Source organism: Pseudomonas sp. WS 5412, from assembly GCF_012985615.1.
In the GTDB taxonomy this organism is placed as follows: domain Bacteria; phylum Pseudomonadota; class Gammaproteobacteria; order Pseudomonadales; family Pseudomonadaceae; genus Aquipseudomonas; species Aquipseudomonas shahriarae.
Genome location: NZ_JAARMB010000001.1, coordinates 191,511 through 209,050, shown reverse-complemented (window position 1 = coordinate 209,050; position 17,540 = coordinate 191,511). Strand labels below are relative to the sequence as shown.

Annotated in this window: 19 protein-coding genes; 10 read left to right on the top strand and 9 right to left on the bottom strand. The window is 62.1% G+C overall.

Annotation, left to right across the window (positions count from 1 at the left end; all coding sequences use genetic code 11):
* Positions 1-152: 152 nt before the first annotated feature.
* Both HBR94_RS01050 and trmA read left to right on the top strand, forming a co-directional pair.
* Complete coding sequence (locus tag HBR94_RS01050; protein ID WP_032861840.1) at positions 153-1,448, top strand: NCS2 family permease; 1,296 nt, start codon at positions 153-155, stop codon at positions 1,446-1,448.
* Positions 1,445-2,524: a tRNA (uridine(54)-C5)-methyltransferase TrmA gene (gene trmA, locus HBR94_RS01045; protein WP_170044027.1), complete on the top strand. Its 1,080-nt coding sequence runs from the start codon at positions 1,445-1,447 to the stop codon at positions 2,522-2,524. Before HBR94_RS01050 ends, trmA begins: the two co-directional genes overlap by 4 nt.
* Before the next feature lie 79 nt (positions 2,525-2,603).
* On the opposite strand, the gene HBR94_RS01040 is transcribed toward trmA, so the two are convergent.
* The 3 genes from HBR94_RS01040 to HBR94_RS01030 form a co-directional block, all read right to left on the bottom strand.
* Positions 2,604-3,041 carry a DUF2442 domain-containing protein gene (locus HBR94_RS01040; protein ID WP_057441148.1) on the bottom strand — a complete coding sequence of 146 codons (438 nt, stop codon included), beginning with the start codon at positions 3,039-3,041 and terminating at the stop codon, positions 2,604-2,606.
* On the bottom strand, positions 3,038-3,466 hold the full coding sequence (locus HBR94_RS01035) for a DUF4160 domain-containing protein (protein ID WP_170044026.1): 429 nt from the start codon (positions 3,464-3,466) through the stop codon (positions 3,038-3,040). Before HBR94_RS01035 ends, HBR94_RS01040 begins: the two co-directional genes overlap by 4 nt.
* Positions 3,467-3,555: 89 nt before the next feature.
* Positions 3,556-3,711 (bottom strand): hypothetical protein, encoded by a 156-nt coding sequence (locus HBR94_RS01030; RefSeq protein WP_170044025.1) that lies wholly within the window; start codon positions 3,709-3,711, stop codon positions 3,556-3,558.
* 279 nt (positions 3,712-3,990) lie between these two features.
* Here HBR94_RS01030 and aroQ point away from each other — a divergent pair, with 279 nt between their 5' ends.
* Together aroQ and HBR94_RS01020 are read left to right on the top strand one after the other, a co-directional pair.
* On the top strand, positions 3,991-4,428 hold the full coding sequence (gene aroQ / locus HBR94_RS01025) for a type II 3-dehydroquinate dehydratase (protein WP_032861827.1): 438 nt from the start codon (positions 3,991-3,993) through the stop codon (positions 4,426-4,428).
* Positions 4,425-5,279, top strand: coding sequence for a shikimate dehydrogenase (locus tag HBR94_RS01020; protein WP_057441152.1), 855 nt, complete (start codon positions 4,425-4,427; stop codon positions 5,277-5,279). The genes aroQ and HBR94_RS01020 overlap by 4 nt, the downstream gene beginning before the upstream one ends.
* 62 nt (positions 5,280-5,341) lie before the next feature.
* On the opposite strand, the gene HBR94_RS01015 is transcribed toward HBR94_RS01020, so the two are convergent.
* Both HBR94_RS01015 and quiC read right to left on the bottom strand, forming a co-directional pair.
* Positions 5,342-6,007: a TetR/AcrR family transcriptional regulator gene (locus HBR94_RS01015; RefSeq protein ID WP_057958369.1), complete on the bottom strand. Its 666-nt coding sequence runs from the start codon at positions 6,005-6,007 to the stop codon at positions 5,342-5,344.
* 71 nt (positions 6,008-6,078) lie between these two features.
* The gene (gene quiC, locus HBR94_RS01010) at positions 6,079-7,974 is read right to left on the bottom strand and encodes a 3-dehydroshikimate dehydratase QuiC (RefSeq protein ID WP_115129053.1); all 1,896 of its coding nucleotides are present in this window, start codon (positions 7,972-7,974) and stop codon (positions 6,079-6,081) included.
* A gap of 255 nt (positions 7,975-8,229) precedes the next feature.
* Here quiC and HBR94_RS01005 point away from each other — a divergent pair, with 255 nt between their 5' ends.
* Positions 8,230-9,564, top strand: a complete 1,335-nt coding sequence (locus HBR94_RS01005) for an MFS transporter (protein WP_170044024.1) — start codon at positions 8,230-8,232, stop codon at positions 9,562-9,564.
* A 1-nt stretch (position 9,565) separates the two neighbouring features.
* Here the strand turns inward: HBR94_RS01005 and HBR94_RS01000 are convergent, their stop codons facing one another.
* A complete protein-coding gene (locus HBR94_RS01000; RefSeq protein ID WP_057441158.1) occupies positions 9,566-10,444 on the bottom strand; it encodes a DMT family transporter in 879 nt (292 codons plus the stop codon).
* Positions 10,445-10,639: 195 nt separating this feature from the next.
* Here HBR94_RS01000 and HBR94_RS00995 point away from each other — a divergent pair, with 195 nt between their 5' ends.
* From HBR94_RS00995 to HBR94_RS00985, 3 genes are read left to right on the top strand one after another with little or no spacing between them, the layout of a single operon-like run.
* Complete coding sequence (locus HBR94_RS00995) at positions 10,640-11,053, top strand: hypothetical protein (RefSeq protein ID WP_057441161.1); 414 nt, start codon at positions 10,640-10,642, stop codon at positions 11,051-11,053.
* A gap of 52 nt (positions 11,054-11,105) precedes the next feature.
* Complete coding sequence (locus tag HBR94_RS00990) at positions 11,106-11,996, top strand: neutral zinc metallopeptidase (RefSeq protein WP_057441162.1); 891 nt, start codon at positions 11,106-11,108, stop codon at positions 11,994-11,996.
* Entirely contained in the window at positions 11,997-12,974 is a 978-nt protein-coding gene (locus tag HBR94_RS00985) for an alpha/beta hydrolase (RefSeq protein WP_170044023.1), read from the top strand.
* A gap of 52 nt (positions 12,975-13,026) precedes the next feature.
* On the opposite strand, the gene HBR94_RS00980 is transcribed toward HBR94_RS00985, so the two are convergent.
* The 3 genes from HBR94_RS00980 to HBR94_RS00970 form a co-directional block, all read right to left on the bottom strand.
* Entirely contained in the window at positions 13,027-13,614 is a 588-nt protein-coding gene (locus HBR94_RS00980; RefSeq protein WP_057958364.1) for an HAD family hydrolase, read from the bottom strand.
* Complete coding sequence (gene tesB / locus HBR94_RS00975; RefSeq protein ID WP_057441166.1) at positions 13,611-14,480, bottom strand: acyl-CoA thioesterase II; 870 nt, start codon at positions 14,478-14,480, stop codon at positions 13,611-13,613. Before tesB ends, HBR94_RS00980 begins: the two co-directional genes overlap by 4 nt.
* A 71-nt stretch (positions 14,481-14,551) precedes the next feature.
* The gene (locus tag HBR94_RS00970) at positions 14,552-15,121 is read right to left on the bottom strand and encodes a GNAT family N-acetyltransferase (RefSeq protein WP_169959803.1); all 570 of its coding nucleotides are present in this window, start codon (positions 15,119-15,121) and stop codon (positions 14,552-14,554) included.
* A 75-nt stretch (positions 15,122-15,196) separates the two neighbouring features.
* Between HBR94_RS00970 and HBR94_RS00965 the strand changes: the two genes are divergently transcribed.
* Together HBR94_RS00965 and HBR94_RS00960 are read left to right on the top strand one after the other, a co-directional pair.
* Positions 15,197-16,117: a histone deacetylase gene (locus HBR94_RS00965; protein ID WP_057444410.1), complete on the top strand. Its 921-nt coding sequence runs from the start codon at positions 15,197-15,199 to the stop codon at positions 16,115-16,117.
* A gap of 172 nt (positions 16,118-16,289) precedes the next feature.
* Positions 16,290-17,525 (top strand): TIGR03862 family flavoprotein, encoded by a 1,236-nt coding sequence (locus HBR94_RS00960; protein WP_170044022.1) that lies wholly within the window; start codon positions 16,290-16,292, stop codon positions 17,523-17,525.
* Positions 17,526-17,540: the final 15 nt, after the last annotated feature.

Sequence of the window (17,540 nt, the reverse complement as noted above, 5' to 3'; positions counted from 1 at the left end):
AACCGAGGCCGGGCGCCACAGGTCGTCGACCTGCTGGTATGATGCGCCGCTTTTTCCGATCCTCTGTAGAAAACACGCGGCGCTTGGCGCAGTTTGTGCTTTGACTTTGAGGTCAACAAATCACGGCGCCGAATGCGCCACAGGGAGCAGGCATGCTGGAAAAGCTGTTTCAACTCAAGGCACACAACACTAACGTGCGTACCGAGATTCTGGCCGGTATCACGACATTCCTGGCCATGGCCTACATCCTGTTCGTCAACCCGAGCATTCTCGGCGAGACCGGCATGGACAAGGGCGCGCTGTTTGTCGCCACCTGTCTGGCAGCGGCCATCGGCTCGACGATCATGGGTCTGATCGCCAACTACCCGATTGCCCTGGCACCGGGCATGGGCCTGAACGCCTTCTTTACCTACACCGTGGTCCTGCACCTGGGCCATACCTGGCAAGTGGCGCTGGGTGCGGTATTTATCTCTGCCGTGCTGTTTTTCCTGCTGTCGATCTTCCGCATCCGCGAATGGATCATCAATGCCATCCCCCTGCCCCTGCGTTCGGCGATTGCTGCCGGTATCGGCCTGTTCCTGGCGCTGATCGCCCTGCATAACGCCGGGATCGTGGTCAGCAACCCGGCGACCATGCTGGGCATGGGCGACCTGGCGAAGCCGGCACCGATCCTCGCTACCCTGGGTTTCTTCCTGATCGTGGCCCTGGAAGCGCTAAAAGTGCGCGGTGCAGTGCTGATCGGCATCCTCGCGGTGACCATCGCCGCCATCGCGCTGGGCGTCACCCCCTTTGGCGGCGTGGTATCAATGCCACCTTCCCTGGCCCCGACCTTCCTGCAACTGGATATCGCCGGCGCCCTGGACGTGGGCTTGATCAGCGTGATCTTCGCCTTCCTGTTCGTGGACCTGTTCGACAACTCCGGCACCCTGATCGGCGTCGCCAAGCGCGCCGGGCTGATGGGCAAGGACGGTCACATGCCGAAAATGGGCCGCGCCCTGATCGCCGACAGTACCGCGGCCATGGCCGGCTCGCTGCTGGGTACCTCGACCACCACCAGCTACATCGAGTCGGCTGCTGGCGTGAGTGCCGGTGGCCGCACCGGGCTGACCGCCATCGTCGTGGCAATCCTGTTCCTGCTGGCACTGTTCTTCTCGCCGCTGGCGGCCAGCGTCCCGGCGTTTGCCACCGCCCCCGCGCTGCTGTTTGTCGCGGTGCTGATGACCTCGGGCCTGGCGGAAATCGACTGGGACGACATCACCGTTGCAGCGCCCGTGGTAATCACCGCCCTGGCGATGCCCTTCACTTACTCCATCGCCAACGGCATCGCCTTCGGCTTCATCGCCTGGACCGGTATCAAGCTGCTTACGGGCCGCTACCGTGAACTCAACCCAGCGCTGGTGATCCTGTCGATTCTGTTCGTGATCAAGCTAGGCTGGTTCCCCGCATGACTTTTGACGCAGCAAGTTACGCCCTGCAACTGCAAGAAAAGGTCACGCGCTTGCGTGACCTGCTCGCGCCGTTCGACGCGCCCGAGCCGCAGGTGTTCGATTCGCCCCTGCAGAACTTCCGCCTGCGCGCCGAGTTTCGCCTGTGGCGCGAAGGGGGTCAGCGCCATTACGCGATGTTCTCCCAGGATGACAAGCGCACGCCGATCCTGATCGAAGAATTCCCCATCGCCAGCCTGCGCATCAACCAGTTGATGCCGCAACTCAAGGCCGCCTGGCAAGCCAGCGCTGCCCTGAGCCACAAACTGTTCCAGGTGGAGTTCCTCACCACCCTGGCCGGCGACGCGATGATCACGCTGTGCTATCACCGCCCGCTGGACGAGCATTGGCACACGGCGGCCAACAAACTGGCTGCCGACCTGAACGTCAGCATCATCGGCCGCTCCAAGGGCAAGCGCGATGTGATCGGCCACGACTACGTGGTCGAGAAACTCGATGTCGGCGGTCGCACCTTCAGCTATCGCCAGCCCGAAGGTGCCTTCACCCAGCCCAACGGCACGGTGAACCAGAAGATGCTCAACTGGGCCTATGGGGCCCTCGGCGATCGCAGCGATGACCTGCTGGAGCTGTATTGCGGCAACGGCAACTTCACCCTGCCCCTGGCCACCCGCGTGCGCAAAGTGCTGGCCACCGAGATCAGCAAGACCTCGGTCAACGCCGCCCTGAGCAACCTCGATGAAAACGCGGTGAATAACGTCACCCTGGTGCGCCTGTCCGCTGAAGAACTGACCCAAGCCCTGAACGAAGTGCGGCCGTTCCGACGCCTGCACGGTATCGACCTCAAGAGCTACGCGTTCGGCAGCGTCTTCGTCGACCCGCCCCGCGCAGGCATGGACCCGGACACCTGCGAATTGACCCGGCGCTTCGAGAACATCCTGTACATCTCCTGCAACCCGGAGACGCTGGCGGCGAACATCGCGCAACTGCACGACACGCACCGCATTACCCAGTGTGCAATGTTTGACCAGTTCCCGTGGACCCACCATATGGAATCAGGCGTGCTGCTGACCCGGCGCTAACCCTCGGCCCCGGCACACCTAGAAAAATGTGGGAGTGGGCTTGCCCGCTCCCACATAAGCCCACTCCCCCGGCTGTGCATCATTCCTCCTTGCGTGGCCGCCCGCCCTTCTTGCCATTAGCACGGGCGGCTGCGGACTTGGCGGCGCTGGTTTTACGGCCGTTGCGCGATGCCACCATGCTCGCCGCCAGGTCCATCAGGGGCTGACTCGTAGCGACCAGGCCAGTGATGGAAACATGCAGATCACGAGCTTCACAGCACAGTGCCTTGCCGCCAAAACCGACCTCCAGCGCCTGGAAGTCCTGCGCAGAAAAACCTTCGAATTCAGAGAGACCGGCCACCGGCAACAGGATGCGGCTGCCGTCGCCGAAGCCGATGGAAATGCAGTCGTCCTGGTAGCGCACGGAGCTGGCATTGGCGTACACCCGCTTGAGCTTGCGCCCACGGGCCACGGCCTTATCAACATCGGCCTCAGTGATCGGTGCATCAGGCCGGACTTTGGCTTTTACCGTTTTCATAACTCAATCTCCACGGATCCTGGCGCCCTCACCAGGTTCAAGATGGTTCGCCGCCCCGCCACATCGTGCCGGGCCCTGGCGATCACGTAGACACCTCGCCGGATGACCAACCCCGGCACGACCTCGTCGGCCTCCCAATCCCAGGAATGGTTCTCCAGGCAGACCGTTTGCAGCTTCACCCACCAGATCCTTTGTGCCCGCGCCAGATAATGCGGCTGCATCAAGGTCTGACGAATGCCTTCCAGAATGCGAGTGGGTGGTCGCAGCCGCTCGGGATCCACATCCCACAACGCCACGTCCCCATCCAGGAAACTGAAGCGAAAACGCGCATCCCAGTCCTTGCCCATGACATGTACGTGCGGCGGGCAATGCTCATCCCTGAGCAACACTGCAATCACATATCCCTTGTAAGTGCCTACTTTCATCGTAACCCATCCGTTAGGTTATTTGTCGCCGACCAATGCTTTATCCAGCCCCAGCCGACAGCCGGCCTCTTCAAATTGCCAGAGCTGCCTCACAGGCTAGTAACGATTGGCACCGCTTCAAATGCCGGGTTGTAACCGCAGATACCCAGGCGGTCGTCGTTGAAAAACAGCCCCTCCTTGAACACATTGACGCCCATCTCCCAATCCCACGACTCTTCAGCCTTGAGATACGGGCTGGGAAACACCCGCTCTGTCGAGTTGCCGCCATGGGGGCGACCGGTCAGTGACCTGGCCCTTGAGCGCGGTGCTGCGGATCCCGGGGGATGTAAAGCAAACAGGCGGGCATCTTAAGTTTTGTCGAGAATGGTTTCCAATTGACATCAACTCTTGGTCAGTCCCGACAGACTGCATTCACCGTTCGATAATCGAACGGTTATCTGCAGCACAGCGCTTGGCCAATTGACCAAATTAACCATTCAGTACATTTTGTCTCCATCCATAAAAACAACAGTGGAGACACCCCCATGCCGCCTATTGTGCTGGTCCTCAACGGCCCCAACCTGAACCTGCTCGGCACCCGCGAACCGGCCACCTATGGCCACGAGACCCTGGCTGACGTCGCCGCCCTATGCGGGCGTAGCGCCGAACAGTTCGGGCTGAAACTGGAGTTTCGCCAGACCAACCACGAAGGCGAGTTGCTGGACTGGATCCATGGCGCCCGCGCTCGTTGTGCGGGCATTGTGATCAACCCGGCGGCCTGGACCCATACCTCGGTGGCCATTCGCGACGCCCTGGTGGCCAGTGAGCTGCCGGTGATCGAAGTGCATTTGTCCAACGTGCATGCCCGCGAACCGTTCCGTCATCACTCTTTCGTCTCGCCCATTGCCAAGGCCGTGCTCGCCGGGTTTGGCAGCCACGGTTATCACCTGGCCCTCGAGCATTTCAGCCGGGAGCTCAAATGAAACCGCGCATTCTTGCCGGGCTGATCGGCGCCGGCATCCAGGCGTCCCGCACGCCGGCCCTGCATGAGCAGGAAGGCGATGCCCAGGGTCTGCGCTACTTGTATCGCCTGATCGACCTGGACCCGCTGCAACTGGACAGCAGCGCCCTGCCCGATCTGCTCAAGGCCGCCGAACAGATGAACTTCACCGGATTGAACATCACCTACCCATGCAAGCAAGCGATCCTGCCGTTGCTCGATGAGCTGTCGCCCGAAGCCCGGGGCATCGGCGCGGTCAACACCGTGGTCTGGCGCGATGGCAAGCGCATCGGTCACAACACCGACTGCCTGGGTTTTGCCGAAGGGTTTCGCCGTGGCCTGCATGACGCTGCGCGCCAACGCGTGGTGCAGATGGGCGCCGGTGGCGCAGGCGCGGCGGTGGCCCACGCGCTGTTGGCCGAAGGTGTCGGCCAGTTGAGTATTTTCGATGTGGATCACGACCGCGCCCAAAGCCTGGCCGCCAACCTCAACCAACACTTTGGCCCTGACCGAGCGTGTGCCGGCAGCGACCTGGGTCACGCGATGGCGGCGGCTGATGGCCTGGTCAACACCACGCCCATGGGCATGGCCAAGCTACCGGGCATGCCCGTGCCAGCAGCATTGTTGCGCGCGGATTTGTGGGTCGCGGAGATCGTCTATTTCCCGCTGGAAACCGAGCTGCTACGCAACGCCCGGGCGCTGGGTTGCCGCACCCTGGATGGGGGGAATATGGCGGTGTTCCAGGCGGTGAAGGCGTTTGAGTTGTTCAGTGGTGAGAAAGCAGATGCACAAAGGATGCTCGCTCATTTCCAGAGCATGAATACTTCACTGTAGAAACCGGATCCTAATGTGGGAGCTGGCTTGCCTGCTCCCACACAATTGAATTCGGCGGTGGATCAGGCCTGCAGGTAACGCAGCACCGACTCGCAGATCATCGCCCGATGCCGCTGCTTGATTGCTTCATCCGACAATTCGATCTGAAAAATCTCACTGAAGGTATGCCGGTTGGATACCCGGTAAAAGCTGAATGAGTTGATCAGCAAATGCACATCCAGCGGCTCCAGCCCAGCGCGGAACACCCCCAGCTCAGCGCCCCGGCGCAAGGTCGCGCCCAGTGCTTCAAGGATATTGCTGTTCATCGCCTTGATCGCGTCCGACTGTTTCACATACTCGGCGTTGTGAATGTTCTCGATGCTGACAATCCGCACAAAATCCACATTCTGGTCGTGGTGGTCGAAGGTGAATTCCACCAGGCGCCGGATTGCTTCACGGGGTTCCAGTTCAGTGAGGTTCATCCGGGTTTCGGTGTTGCGGATATCCCCGTAGAGCTTTTCCAGGACCTCGACGTACAGCTGCTCCTTACTGCCGAAGTAGTAATAGATCATGCGCTTGGAGGTGTGGATGCGCTCAGCGATGGCATCCACCCGCGCCCCCGAAAGCCCCTGCTGCACGAACTCGACAATGGCTTCTTGCAGAATGTTCTCGCGGGTCTTTTCCGGGTTGTTCTTGCGGCTCTTGCGCGGCGCCAGGGGGGCGTCGGGCAGTTCGGAGGTCGGGGTCATGGTGCGCTCACGGCCATTTATGCAGGCCGTGATTATGGGCTGCCACGCTGTACGAAGGAAGCGTCAACGCCCTACAGCCTGGCCTGGCGCACTGCCCCACTGCGCGACTTGGCCATCGCCGCCAGGCGTACCGCCACATTCGCGGCGCCATAGCCGGCGTAACCGTTCTTGCGCTGGATAATCTCGAAGAAAAACCGCCCTTCAAAGGGTTCGGTGTACACGTGAAACAGCTCACCGCCCTGGGCATCACGGTCGTACAACACGTTGTAGTACGCCAGCTCGCTGAGGAACTGATCGTCGAAATCAAAACGCGCCGCCAGGTCATCGTAGTAATTGAGCGGGATATCCAGCAGCGGCACGCCCGCCTCCTTGGCCCGGCTGACCTCGGCGAAAATATCCGCGCAATCAAAGGCAATGTGATGCACGCCGGAGCCACGGTAGCTGGATAACGCGTGGGAAATCGCCGTGTTGCGGTTCTCGGAAATATTCAGCGGCAAGCGGATCGAACTGCAACGGCTGCGCAGCGCCCGGCTCTTGACCAGGCCGTAGGGGTCCGGCAACACCACCTCATCGTCGGCCTCGAAATCCAGCAGGCTCTTGTAGAACAGCACCCAACTGTCGAGGCTGTCGGCCGGCAGGGCCATGGCCATATGGTCGATGCGCAGCAGCCCGCCGCCACCGGTGCTGGCGGCCTGCAGGTTGAAATCAGTGTGGTAGATCCCGCCGGCGTGCTGGTCCACCAGGTAGATCAGGCTGCCATCCGGCGCGCGTACCGCCGCCAGCTCCAGCTCATTGGGCCCGACCAGCCCGCGATAGGGTTGGCCCTTGTAGGCCACCGCCCGTTCCAGGGCCTTGGCGCTGTCCTTGACGCGAATCGCCGTGGCGCACAACGACGGGCCATGGGCCTCGAAAAAATTGTGGGCAAAGGAGTACGGCTCGCAGTTGAGGATCAGGTTGATATCGCCCTGGCGCAGCAGGCTCACGCTCTTGGAACGGTGCTGCCCGGCCTTGACGAAGCCAAGGCGTTGCAGCCATTGGGTCAGGCGGGCGCCGAGGTTTTCATCCACCGCAAACTCGAGGAATTCGATGCCATCGTACTCACTGGCAGCCGGGGTCTCAAACAGGATATCCAGCGGCGCGGCCTGTTGCTGCAGGCGTTGGCGGGTCTTCTCTTCCAGGTACAGCAACGAGCGCAAACCATCCGCCGCGTTGGCCCGGGTGGGCGCGGCGCGAAAGCCATCGTTGAAAATCTCCAGGGACAGCGGCCCGGTGTAGCCACTCTGGATGATCGGCGCGAGAAAACCCGGCAGGTCGAACTCGCCCTGGCCGGGGAAGCAGCGAAAGTGCCGGCTCCACTCCAGCACGTCCATGGCCAGCAGCGGCGCGTCGGCCATTTGCACAAAGAAGATCTTGTCGCCAGGGATCTGGGCGATAGCCGTCGGATCACCCTTGAGCGACAAGGTATGAAAACTGTCCAACAACACCCCGAGGCTGGGGTGGTCAATCTCGCGCACCAGTTGCCAGACCTGTTGCCAGGTGTTGACGTGCCGGCCCCAGGCCAGGGCTTCATAACCAATGCGCAAGCCACGGCGCCCAGCGTGTTCGGCCAGCAGGCTGAGGTCATCGCGCAGGATCGAATGTTCACCCGTGGAGTCGGCAGAAGCATTGCTGCACACCAGCACCAGGTCGGTGCCCAATTCCTGCATCAGGTCGAATTTGCGTTCGGCCCGTTCCAGGTTGCGCGCCAGGCGGTCGCGGCGACATCCTTCAAAATCACGAAACGGCTGGAACAACGTGATGGCAATGCCCAGATCGGCACACATCTGCCGCACTTCACGCGGGCTGCCGTCGTAATACAGCAAGTCGTTCTCGAAGATTTCCACCCCATCGAACCCGGCCGCAGCAATGGCTTCGAGCTTTTCCGGCAGGGTGCCGCTCAGGGAAACAGTGGCGATGGAACGTTGCATGGGGTGACTCCCGGCAATGAAGGGTGGTCTTGTTTGCGGCAAATTATTGGCCGCGCGCGATAAAGCAGCAATTCAAAATGTACCAATCAGTTAGTTTTTCGGGCGATTATCGAACACAATGGCGATTGGCGAATTGACGATTTTTTAGCCACTGCGCACCATCGAATGCGCATCCAGGGCCGCTTTTTTTAAGGCGCAAACCTGTGATCAAGACCCAGAACACACCATAAAAATTTCAAAAAACGGGTACCTCTCATGCCTTCGCAAAATTCCGCCGTGGCCCCGCGCCCCGGCAACCCGCAAGCGGCCATTGGCGACAAGATTCGCGGCGCCCTCGCCGTCGGCAAAACCCGCTGGGGCATGCTGGCCCTGGTGTTTTTCGCCACCACCTTGAACTACATCGACCGCGCCGCTCTGGGCGTGATGCAGCCGATCCTGGCCAAAGAGATGAGCTGGACGGCGATGGACTACGCCAACATCAACTTCTGGTTCCAGGTCGGTTATGCCATTGGTTTTGTGCTGCAAGGCCGGCTGATCGACCGCGTCGGCGTCAAGCGTGTGTTCTTCTGCGCGGTGCTGCTGTGGAGCATCGCCACCGGCGCCCACGGCCTGGCGACTTCGGCGGTGGGCTTTATGGTCTGCCGCTTTATCCTTGGCCTGACCGAAGCGGCCAACTACCCCGCCTGCGTCAAGACCACCCGCCTGTGGTTCCCCGCCGGCGAGCGCGCCGTAGCTACCGGGATCTTCAACGCCGGCACCAACGTCGGCGCCATGCTCACGCCAATGCTGTTGCCACTGGTGCTGCATGTGTGGGGCTGGCAGGCTGCATTTTTATGCATGGCCGCCCTGGGTGGGATCTGGCTGGTGTTCTGGGGCCTGAAGTACTACAACCCCGAAGACCATCCGAGCGTAAAACAGTCGGAACTGGACTACGTGCAACAGGAAGTCGAGCCCGAACAGCCCCGCGTGCCCTTCAGCCGTATCCTGCGCATGCGTGGCACCTGGGCCTTCGCCATTGCCTACGCCCTGACCGCCCCGGTGTTCTGGTTCTACCTCTACTGGCTGCCGCCGTTCCTCAACCAGCAATACAGCCTGGGGATCAACGTGACCCAGATGGGCATCCCGTTGATCATCATTTACCTGACGGCAGACTTCGGCAGTGTGGGCGGCGGGATTCTGTCCTCGTTCCTGATCGGACGCGGCATGCAACCGATCAAGGCGCGCCTGCTGTCGATGCTGCTGTTTGCCTGCTGCATCGTCGGTGTGATCATGGCCGCCGGCTCCAGCCAGCTGTGGGTCGCAGTGTTTGCCATCTCCCTGGCCATCGGCGCGCACCAGGCCTGGACCGCCAATATCTGGAGCCTGGTGATGGACTACACCCCCAAGCACATGATGAGCACGGTATTTGGCTTTGGCGGGATGTGCGCGGCTATCGGCGGGATGTTTATGACGCAGATCGTCGGCCATATCCTGACCGCGACCAATAACAACTACACCGTGCTGTTCACCCTGATCCCGGCGATGTACTTCATCGCCCTGACCTGGATGTACTTCATGGCGCCGCGCAAGATCCCCACCGTCGCGGTGTGACTCAACGCCGCCGCTGCTGCCAGGCAGCGGCCAAGCCACTCAGGCAGATCACCCCGATCCCGACCACCGTGGTCAGGTCCGGGGTGTGATTGAACACCAGCCAGCCCAACAGCCCCGCAAACACGATCTGGCAATAGCCGAACGGTGCCAGTAACGCCGGTGCAGCGAAGCGGAAGGCCTGGGTCAGCATCAAGTGCGCGGTCATCCCACAGGTGCCCAGTGCCAGCATCAACAGGCCATGGCCCAGGGTCGGTACCTGCCAGAAGAACGGCACCAGCGCGCTCATCACCAGGGTGTTGCACAGGCCGGCGAAGAAGTTGCTGGTGGTCGGGCTGTCGTACTGGCTGAGGATGCGGGTCAGCAGTTGGTAGAAACAGAAGAACAACGCCGAGACCAATGGCAACAACACCGCCGGGGTGAACAGCTCACCGCCCGGGTGCACAATGATGATCACCCCGACAAACCCGCAGATCACCGCCAGCCACTGGCCCCGCGTCACATGCTCGCCCAGCAGCGGCACCGACAGGGCCGTCACCAGGATCGGCGCGAGGAAGTTCACTGCGGTGGCTTCGGCCAGCGGGATGTAATGCAGGGCAGCGGTAAAGAACAGGCTGGTGCCCAGCAGGCACAACGCCCTGGCCACCTGCAACAACGGGCGCTTGCTGCGCAGTACACGCAAGCCCGATTGCGGCAGGAAAATCCCCGCCATCAGCAGCGTATGCACCATGTACCGGGCCCATACCACCATCACGATGGGGTAAAAGCCGGCGAGGTACTTGGACAACGCGTCATGGCTGGAAAACAGAAACGTCGCCAGCACAATCAGCACGATGCCCTTGAAGGGATGGTTGACGCCGGAAAGAGGAGTGCTGAGGGTCATTGAATTCTCGTGCGTGACAGGCTGAAATGACCGCCGCAAGCAGTGGCACTCAACGCGCTAATCTAGAGCGGGTGGTGCATCGGTCTCAAGAGCATAACCAAACAGCGGGCGATCAGCGCACTAAATCGCCTAAACCCAGTCCAACGCTGCACGCCAGCCAGCCATTGCGCTTTTTTTAATCAAGGCCAATCCATTATGAAAAAAACACTGTTTATTCTCTCGACCCTTGCCCTGCTCAGTGCCTGCGATAAAACGCCCGAGCCGCCCAAGCCGGCGCCGCCTTCCGTACAAGCGACCCTGGTCCCGGAGACCCTGCCCACCGACAAATGGGTCGGCAAGTGGATCGGCGTCGAAGGCCTGCACCTGACCGTCAGCAAGGACGACAGCATCGGCCGTGGGCATTACCTGCTGAGCATGCAGTACGGCCTCGATGCCGACGCCTCCGGCACCTTCAAGGGCCAGGCCAGCGAAGACGGCATCACCTTCAACCGCCCGGACGGCCCGCAAATGCTGCGTGCCGGCGACGGCGCCGCCACCGGTTTGAAATGGCTGGCTGATAAAAAAGATTGCCTGGTGGTCAATACGGGCGAAGGGTATTGCCGCGAATAACGGCCATACTCAATCACGGCGCTAACAACACGATTATCAAGAGGATTGCCCCATGCTATGGAAAAAGGGTCGACGCAGCGACAACGTGGTCGACGCGCGCAATGACGGCGGCGGCGGTGGCGGCGGCATGCGTTTTGGGGGTGGCAAGGGCCTGAGCCTGACCGCCATTGTGCTGATCGTCGGCATCGGCCTGCTCACCGGCCAGGACCCGATGCAGATCCTCGGGCAACTGAGCGGCCAGATGACCGAACAGGCCCCTTCGGTCAGCCCGCAAACACGCCAGGCGCCGCCCGCCAATGATGAGCAGGCGGATTTCGTACGCGCCGTGCTGGGCGACACCGAAGACACCTTTGGCCAGGTGTTCCAGGAAAACGGCCTGACTTACAAGAACCCCAAGCTGATCCTGTTCCGTGGCCGGGTGAATTCCGCCTGCGGTGGCGCGACCTCCGCCAGCGGCCCGTTCTATTGCCCGGCCGACCAGCAGGTCTACCTGGACCTGGATTTCTTCCGCGAAATGTCCCAGCGCTTCCAGGCGGCCGGCGACTTTGCCCAGGCCTATGTGATCGCCCACGAAGTCGGCCACCACGTGCAAACCCTGCTGGGCATTTCCTCGAAAATCCAGGTCGCACGCCAGCAAGGCCGGCAGATGCAGGGCGATGGCGGCCTGCTGGTCCGCCAGGAACTGCAAGCCGACTGTTTCGCCGGGGTCTGGGCCAACCGCGCGCAAAAGCGCCTGAACTGGCTGGAACCGGGCGATATCGAAGAAGCGCTGAACGCCGCCAACGCCATCGGCGACGACCGCTTGCAGCAACAGGGCCAGGGCCGTGTGGTTCCCGACTCGTTCACCCACGGCACGTCGCAACAGCGGGTTCGCTGGTTCAAGACCGGGTTTGCCCAGGGCCAGATCAGCCAATGCGACACCTTTTCGGCCAAGAGTCTGTAAATGAGTAAACGAGCCGGATGGCTGCTGGGGTTGATGATCGGTTGCGCCACCACCCCCTTCGCCGCCGGGCAGGCGGTCAAGGTTGTCAGCCCCGAGCGTTTCTCCCTGCAAGCCGGCGACCTGAGCCTGGGCCTTAGCCAGGACTGGCGCCAGCCGCTACCGCAGATCACTCGGGCGCTGATCATCGTGCATGGGCGCCTGCGCAACGCCCAGACCTACCTCAAAAGCGCCGAAGATGCCGCCGCCCACGCGGGGCAAGCTGCCAACACCCTGGTGATCGCACCGCAGTTTCTCAACGATGCCGATATCCAGCGCCATCACCTGGGCGACAGCGTACTGCGCTGGCACGGCAATGGATGGATGGCGGGCGATTCGTCAATCGGTCATGGCCAGATCAGTTCCTACGGCGCCCTGGACCAGATCATCAAGCACCTGGGCAACCGCCAACTGTTCCCGGCCCTCAAGGAAATAGTGGTCGCCGGGCATTCCGGTGGCGGCCAGGTGGTACAGCGCTTTGCCCTGACCGGCCATGATCACCCGGCCCTGCAAGCCGCCGGCATCAGCCTGCGCTATGTGATCGCCAACCCATCGTCCTACGCCTACTTCAGCCCGCAGCGCCCGGTGCAGTTAGCGCCGGGCACTTGCCCGCAGTTCAATGACTGGAAGTACGGCATGCAAAAACTGCCGGCCTACGCCAACGGCCAAAGCCCCCAGCAACTGGAAAAAGCCTACGCCGCGCGGGATATCACCTACCTGCTGGGCCAGCAGGACACCGACCCCAACCACCCGGCCCTGGACAAGAGCTGCGCGGCCGAGACCCAAGGCGCGTATCGGCTGATTCGCGGGCACAACTACTTTGACTACCTCAAGCAGCGGCATCCGCAGTTGAGCCAGAGGTTGGTTGAAGTGCCTGGGGTTGGGCATGACGGCGACAAGATGTTTACCTCGCCGCTGGGGCAGAAGGCCTTGTTCCACTAATACCCCAGGGGAAACCCAAGCCAGCTCCTACCGGTGATGCGTGGTGCCTGGGCTAGATCATCTGGCGCAATGCCGCGCAGTCTTGCGCATGCCAATCTGCCAGTTCCGGCCATGGGTTTTCGGGCAGGTTGACCAGCACCGTCCGCGTCCCCGCCGCCCGGCCGCAATCCAGGTCGAAGCGATAGTCGCCCACCATGACCATCTCGGCCGGCGCCACATCCCAGGCCTGGGCCAGTTTCAACAGGCCACCGGGATCAGGCTTGGGCGGGGCGTCGTCGCGGCCCAGCACATCTTCCACGGCAAAACAGTCCGCCAGGCCGATGGCTTTCAAGGTGATGTGCGCCAGCTCCTGGGCGTTGCGCGTCAGGATCCCCAGGCGACAGCCCCGTGCTGCCAGGTCGCGCACCAACTCCACCGCGCCCGTGGCTGCTACCGAGCCCAGCGCCAGTTCGCGCTCATGCTCCAGCAACCAGGCATGCTTGGCCGCCGCCTCCGCTGCTGGCAACGCAGCCAGGTGGGTGAGGATGTCATCGGCAGGCGGAATATCCAGGGCCACGCGGATCGCCGCAAAATCATGCACGGCCACCGTGAGGGTGCCGTCCATGTCGAACACCCAGTGTTTTACGTCCGTGAGGCTCATGCCCAATCCTTGCGATGGCGAATCAGGCCTTCCTGGGTCACCGAGGCCACCAGTTGGCCCGCGCGGTTGTACACGCTGCCACGGGAGAACCCGCGGGAATTGCCGGCCCATGGGCTGTCCATGGCGTACAGCAACCAGTCATCGGCCCGCAGGTCGGCGTGGAACCACAGCGCATGGTCAAGACTGGCCACTTGCATGTCCTTCTGCCACACGGTCTTGCCATGGGGCAGCAACGAGGTGGTCAGCAGGCCGAAGTCCGAGGCGTAGGCCAGCAGATATTTATGCAGCGCCGGCAAATCGGCCAGGGCGCCATCGGCGCGAAACCACACATACTTGACCGGGTCGGACGGCTGCGGGTTGTACGGATCTTTTTCGGTCACCGGGCGCACTTCAATCGGCTTGGGGCACAGCAGTTTTTCGCGCATGGTCTCGGGGATCAGGTGCGCACGCTGCCGTGTCAGTTCCAGCTCCGACGGCAGGTTCTCCGGGCCCACCACCACCGGCATGGTGGTCTGGTGCTCGAAGCCTTCTTCGTCGTACTGGAACGAGGCGCTGCAGGTGAAGATCGGGTTGCCCTTCTGGATCGCCGTCACCCGGCGCGTGCTGAAGCTGCCACCATCGCGCACCCGGTCCACTTGATAGACCACTGGCAGCCCAGCGTCGCCAGGGCGCAGGAAATAGCCGTGCAACGAATGCACATGCCGCGCTTCTTCGACGGTCTGGCTGGCTGCCGACAGCGACTGGCCCAAGACCTGACCGCCGAACAGTTGGCGAAAGCCCAAGTCCTGGCTGCGGCCGCGGAAGAGGTTTTCTTCAATCGGTTCCAGGGTCAGCAAGTCGACCAGATCTTCCAACACTTGGCTCATTCAAACTCTCCTCACACAAAGCAAAACCGCGCAGTCTTGGCTGCGGCGGGTAATAACATCGGGCGGCCTGCCTATCCGTGCAGCGTATCCAACCATTGGGCGCGGGTGATGCGGTACAACACATGATGGCGCAGCGGATCGTCCGCCGCGAGCCTGGGGTGCTGAAAATCTGCCGCCGGATCGTAATGCATGCCGATGGCCTGCATGACTTTCTGCGACGGCAGGTTGGCCTCGGTGGTGAAGGCCACTATTTCTTCCAACTGCAAACGGTCAAAACCACAACGCAATGCAGTCCAGGCCGCTTCACTGGCAAAACCCAGGCCCCAGTGCTCGCGGGCCAGGCGCCAGCCAATCTCCACCGCCGGGGTGAAGTCGGCTTCAAAGCCGACATTCATCAACCCCGTCAGGCCGATAAATTCGCCGCTGTCCTTACGCTCCAGGGCCCACGCACCAAACCCATACTCGGCAAAATGCCCACGTATTCGCCCGATCAATGCCGCGCTTTCCAGGCGGTCCAGGGGTGCCGGGAAATAGCGCATCACCTGCGGGTCGGCGCACATCCGGGCAAACTCCGGCAAATCGCTGTCGCGCCATTGGCGCAACACCAGGCGCGCGCTTTCCAACTGCAGTATCGGCTCCATCGTTCCCCTCCCTTGCCATGTGCGTGAGTGTACAGCGCTGTTAAGATCCGTCGCTGGTTCCTGTCAGAAATTGCCATGCCTTTGCCATTGATCTACCACGACGACTACAGCCCCGAGTTCCCGGCGGATCATCGCTTCCCCATGGATAAATTCCGGCTGCTGCGCGATCACCTGGTCGACAGCGGCCTGACCCAGGACAGCCAACTGCTGCGCCCCGAATTGTGCCCGGCCCAAGTGCTCGCCCTGGCCCATGACCCTGGCTATATCGAACGCTATATGAGCGGTGAGTTGTCCCGCGAAGACCAGCGGCGCCTGGGCCTGCCATGGAGCGAAGCCCTGGCCCGACGCACCGTGCGCGCGGTCGGTGGCTCGTTGCTGGCGGCCGAGCAGGCCCTGGAACATGGCCTGGCCTGCCACCTGGCGGGCGGCACCCACCACGCCCATTACGATTACCCGGCGGGCTTTTGCATCTTCAATGACCTGGCGGTGATCAGCCATTTCCTACTGGCCAGTGGGCGAGTCAATCGGGTGCTGATCTTCGACTGTGACGTGCACCAAGGCGACGGTACCGCGCGCATCCTCCATGACACACCGGACGCCATTACCGTGTCTCTGCACTGCGAAAAGAACTTCCCGGCGCGCAAGGCCGCCAGCGACTGGGATATCCCGCTGCCCATGGGCATGGGCGACGCCGACTACCTCACGGTGGTGGACGATGCCCTCAACTACCTGCTGCCGCTGTATCAGCCCGACCTGGTGCTGTATGACGCGGGCGTCGATGTGCATAAGGACGACGCCCTCGGCTACCTCAAGCTGACAGACGCAGGCGTCGCCGCCCGTGACGAAAGCGTGATGCGCCATTGCCTGGGCCGCGATATCCCGGTGGTGGGCGTGATCGGTGGCGGCTACAGCAAGGACCGCCACGCCCTGGCCCGGCGCCACGGCATCCTGCACCACAGTGCGCAGCGGGTGTGGACGTCATCAGGTTGTCATTGAAACCTGGGCGTTACCCACAATGCCTGTGGAACGGCCTGTGGATAACTTGAGCGTAACCGCCTGTAAGGCAGGCACCACATAGCATGTAGGAAGGTGTACGTTTTTTGATCAGGCAGTTTCGCGGTCCTCGGGTAGAATGCTCGCCCTACTTCGCCGAACCGCAGTCACCCCCATGCCTCAGATCCCAGCCCAGCCTTTTCACGTCACGATCATCGGCGGCGGCCCCGCCGGGCTGATGGCTGCCGAAGTCCTGAGCCAGGCCGGGGTCCGGGTGGACCTGTATGACGGCATGCCATCGGTGGGGCGCAAGTTCCTGCTGGCGGGCGTGGGCGGCATGAATATCACCCACTCCGAAGCCTACCCGGCATTTCTTTCACGCTACGCCGAACGCGCGTCGGACATTGCCCCCTTGCTGCGCCAGTTTGGTGCCGAGGCGTTGTGCGAATGGATTCATGGCCTGGGCATCGAAACCTTTGTCGGCAGCTCCGGCCGTGTGTTTCCTACCGACATGAAAGCCGCCCCCCTGCTGCGCGCCTGGCTCAAGCGCCTGCGCGACCAGGGGGTAGTTATCCACACCCGGCATCGCTGGCAGGGCTGGAATGCCGACGGCGGCTTAATTATCCACAGCCCGGAGGGCGACAAGACTGTCCACAGCGATGCCGTACTGCTGGCCCTCGGTGGTGGCAGTTGGTCGCGCCTGGGCTCGGACGGCGCCTGGCTCAAGTTGCTGGAACACCAAGGCGTGCCCTGCACCCCGCTGCAGCCCAGCAACTGCGGCTTCGAGGTGTCAGCCTGGAGCGAATTAATGGTGAGCAAATTCGCCGGCGCGCCGCTGAAAAACGTCGCCATAGGGTTGGCGGATGACAAACCCCGCCTGGGCGAATGCGTGATCACCGCGACCGGTATCGAAGGCAGTCTGATCTACGCACTGTCGGCGCCGATTCGCGAAGCGATCCACCGCGACGGTTCAGCCACCGTGCACATCGACCTGCTGCCGGGCAAGCCGCTGGACAAGGTGCAGGCCGCATTGGCCAAGCCCCGTGGCTCACGCTCGATGAGCAAGCATTTGCACAGTCAGTTGGGCCTGGATGGGGTAAAGGCTGCGCTGTTACGCGAGTTGGCGCCCACAGGTCACTTCAATGATCCGGCGCAGTTGGCTGTGAATATCAAGGCACTGCCACTGACGCTGGTAAAAACCCGGCCGATGGATGAAGCCATCAGCACCGCCGGCGGCGTACCGTTTGAAGCGCTGGATGAGCGCTTGATGCTCACGCAGCTACCGGGGGTATTTTGTGCCGGGGAGATGCTGGACTGGGAGGCACCGACAGGTGGGTATTTACTGACGGGGTGTTTTGCCAGTGGGCGGATGGCGGGGCGTGGCATGCTGGAGTGGCTCCAGCGCCGATAGTTGCGGGCAGCTCAG

Bases quoted from the DNA above. Each gene is read 5' to 3' on its own strand.
- HBR94_RS01050 (WP_032861840.1), top strand. From the start codon at position 153: ATGCTGGAAAAGCTGTTTCAACTCAAGGCACACAACACTAACGTGCGT.
- trmA (WP_170044027.1), top strand. From the start codon at position 1,445: ATGACTTTTGACGCAGCAAGTTACGCCCTGCAACTGCAAGAAAAGGTC.
- HBR94_RS01040 (WP_057441148.1), bottom strand. From the start codon at position 3,041: ATGAAAACGGTAAAAGCCAAAGTCCGGCCTGATGCACCGATCACTGAG.
- HBR94_RS01035 (WP_170044026.1), bottom strand. From the start codon at position 3,466: ATGAAAGTAGGCACTTACAAGGGATATGTGATTGCAGTGTTGCTCAGG.
- aroQ (WP_032861827.1), top strand. From the start codon at position 3,991: ATGCCGCCTATTGTGCTGGTCCTCAACGGCCCCAACCTGAACCTGCTC.
- HBR94_RS01020 (WP_057441152.1), top strand. From the start codon at position 4,425: ATGAAACCGCGCATTCTTGCCGGGCTGATCGGCGCCGGCATCCAGGCG.
- HBR94_RS01015 (WP_057958369.1), bottom strand. From the start codon at position 6,007: ATGACCCCGACCTCCGAACTGCCCGACGCCCCCCTGGCGCCGCGCAAG.
- quiC (WP_115129053.1), bottom strand. From the start codon at position 7,974: ATGCAACGTTCCATCGCCACTGTTTCCCTGAGCGGCACCCTGCCGGAA.
- HBR94_RS01005 (WP_170044024.1), top strand. From the start codon at position 8,230: ATGCCTTCGCAAAATTCCGCCGTGGCCCCGCGCCCCGGCAACCCGCAA.
- HBR94_RS01000 (WP_057441158.1), bottom strand. From the start codon at position 10,444: ATGACCCTCAGCACTCCTCTTTCCGGCGTCAACCATCCCTTCAAGGGC.
- HBR94_RS00995 (WP_057441161.1), top strand. From the start codon at position 10,640: ATGAAAAAAACACTGTTTATTCTCTCGACCCTTGCCCTGCTCAGTGCC.
- HBR94_RS00990 (WP_057441162.1), top strand. From the start codon at position 11,106: ATGCTATGGAAAAAGGGTCGACGCAGCGACAACGTGGTCGACGCGCGC.
- HBR94_RS00985 (WP_170044023.1), top strand. From the start codon at position 11,997: ATGAGTAAACGAGCCGGATGGCTGCTGGGGTTGATGATCGGTTGCGCC.
- HBR94_RS00980 (WP_057958364.1), bottom strand. From the start codon at position 13,614: ATGAGCCTCACGGACGTAAAACACTGGGTGTTCGACATGGACGGCACC.
- tesB (WP_057441166.1), bottom strand. From the start codon at position 14,480: ATGAGCCAAGTGTTGGAAGATCTGGTCGACTTGCTGACCCTGGAACCG.
- HBR94_RS00970 (WP_169959803.1), bottom strand. From the start codon at position 15,121: ATGGAGCCGATACTGCAGTTGGAAAGCGCGCGCCTGGTGTTGCGCCAA.
- HBR94_RS00965 (WP_057444410.1), top strand. From the start codon at position 15,197: ATGCCTTTGCCATTGATCTACCACGACGACTACAGCCCCGAGTTCCCG.
- HBR94_RS00960 (WP_170044022.1), top strand. From the start codon at position 16,290: ATGCCTCAGATCCCAGCCCAGCCTTTTCACGTCACGATCATCGGCGGC.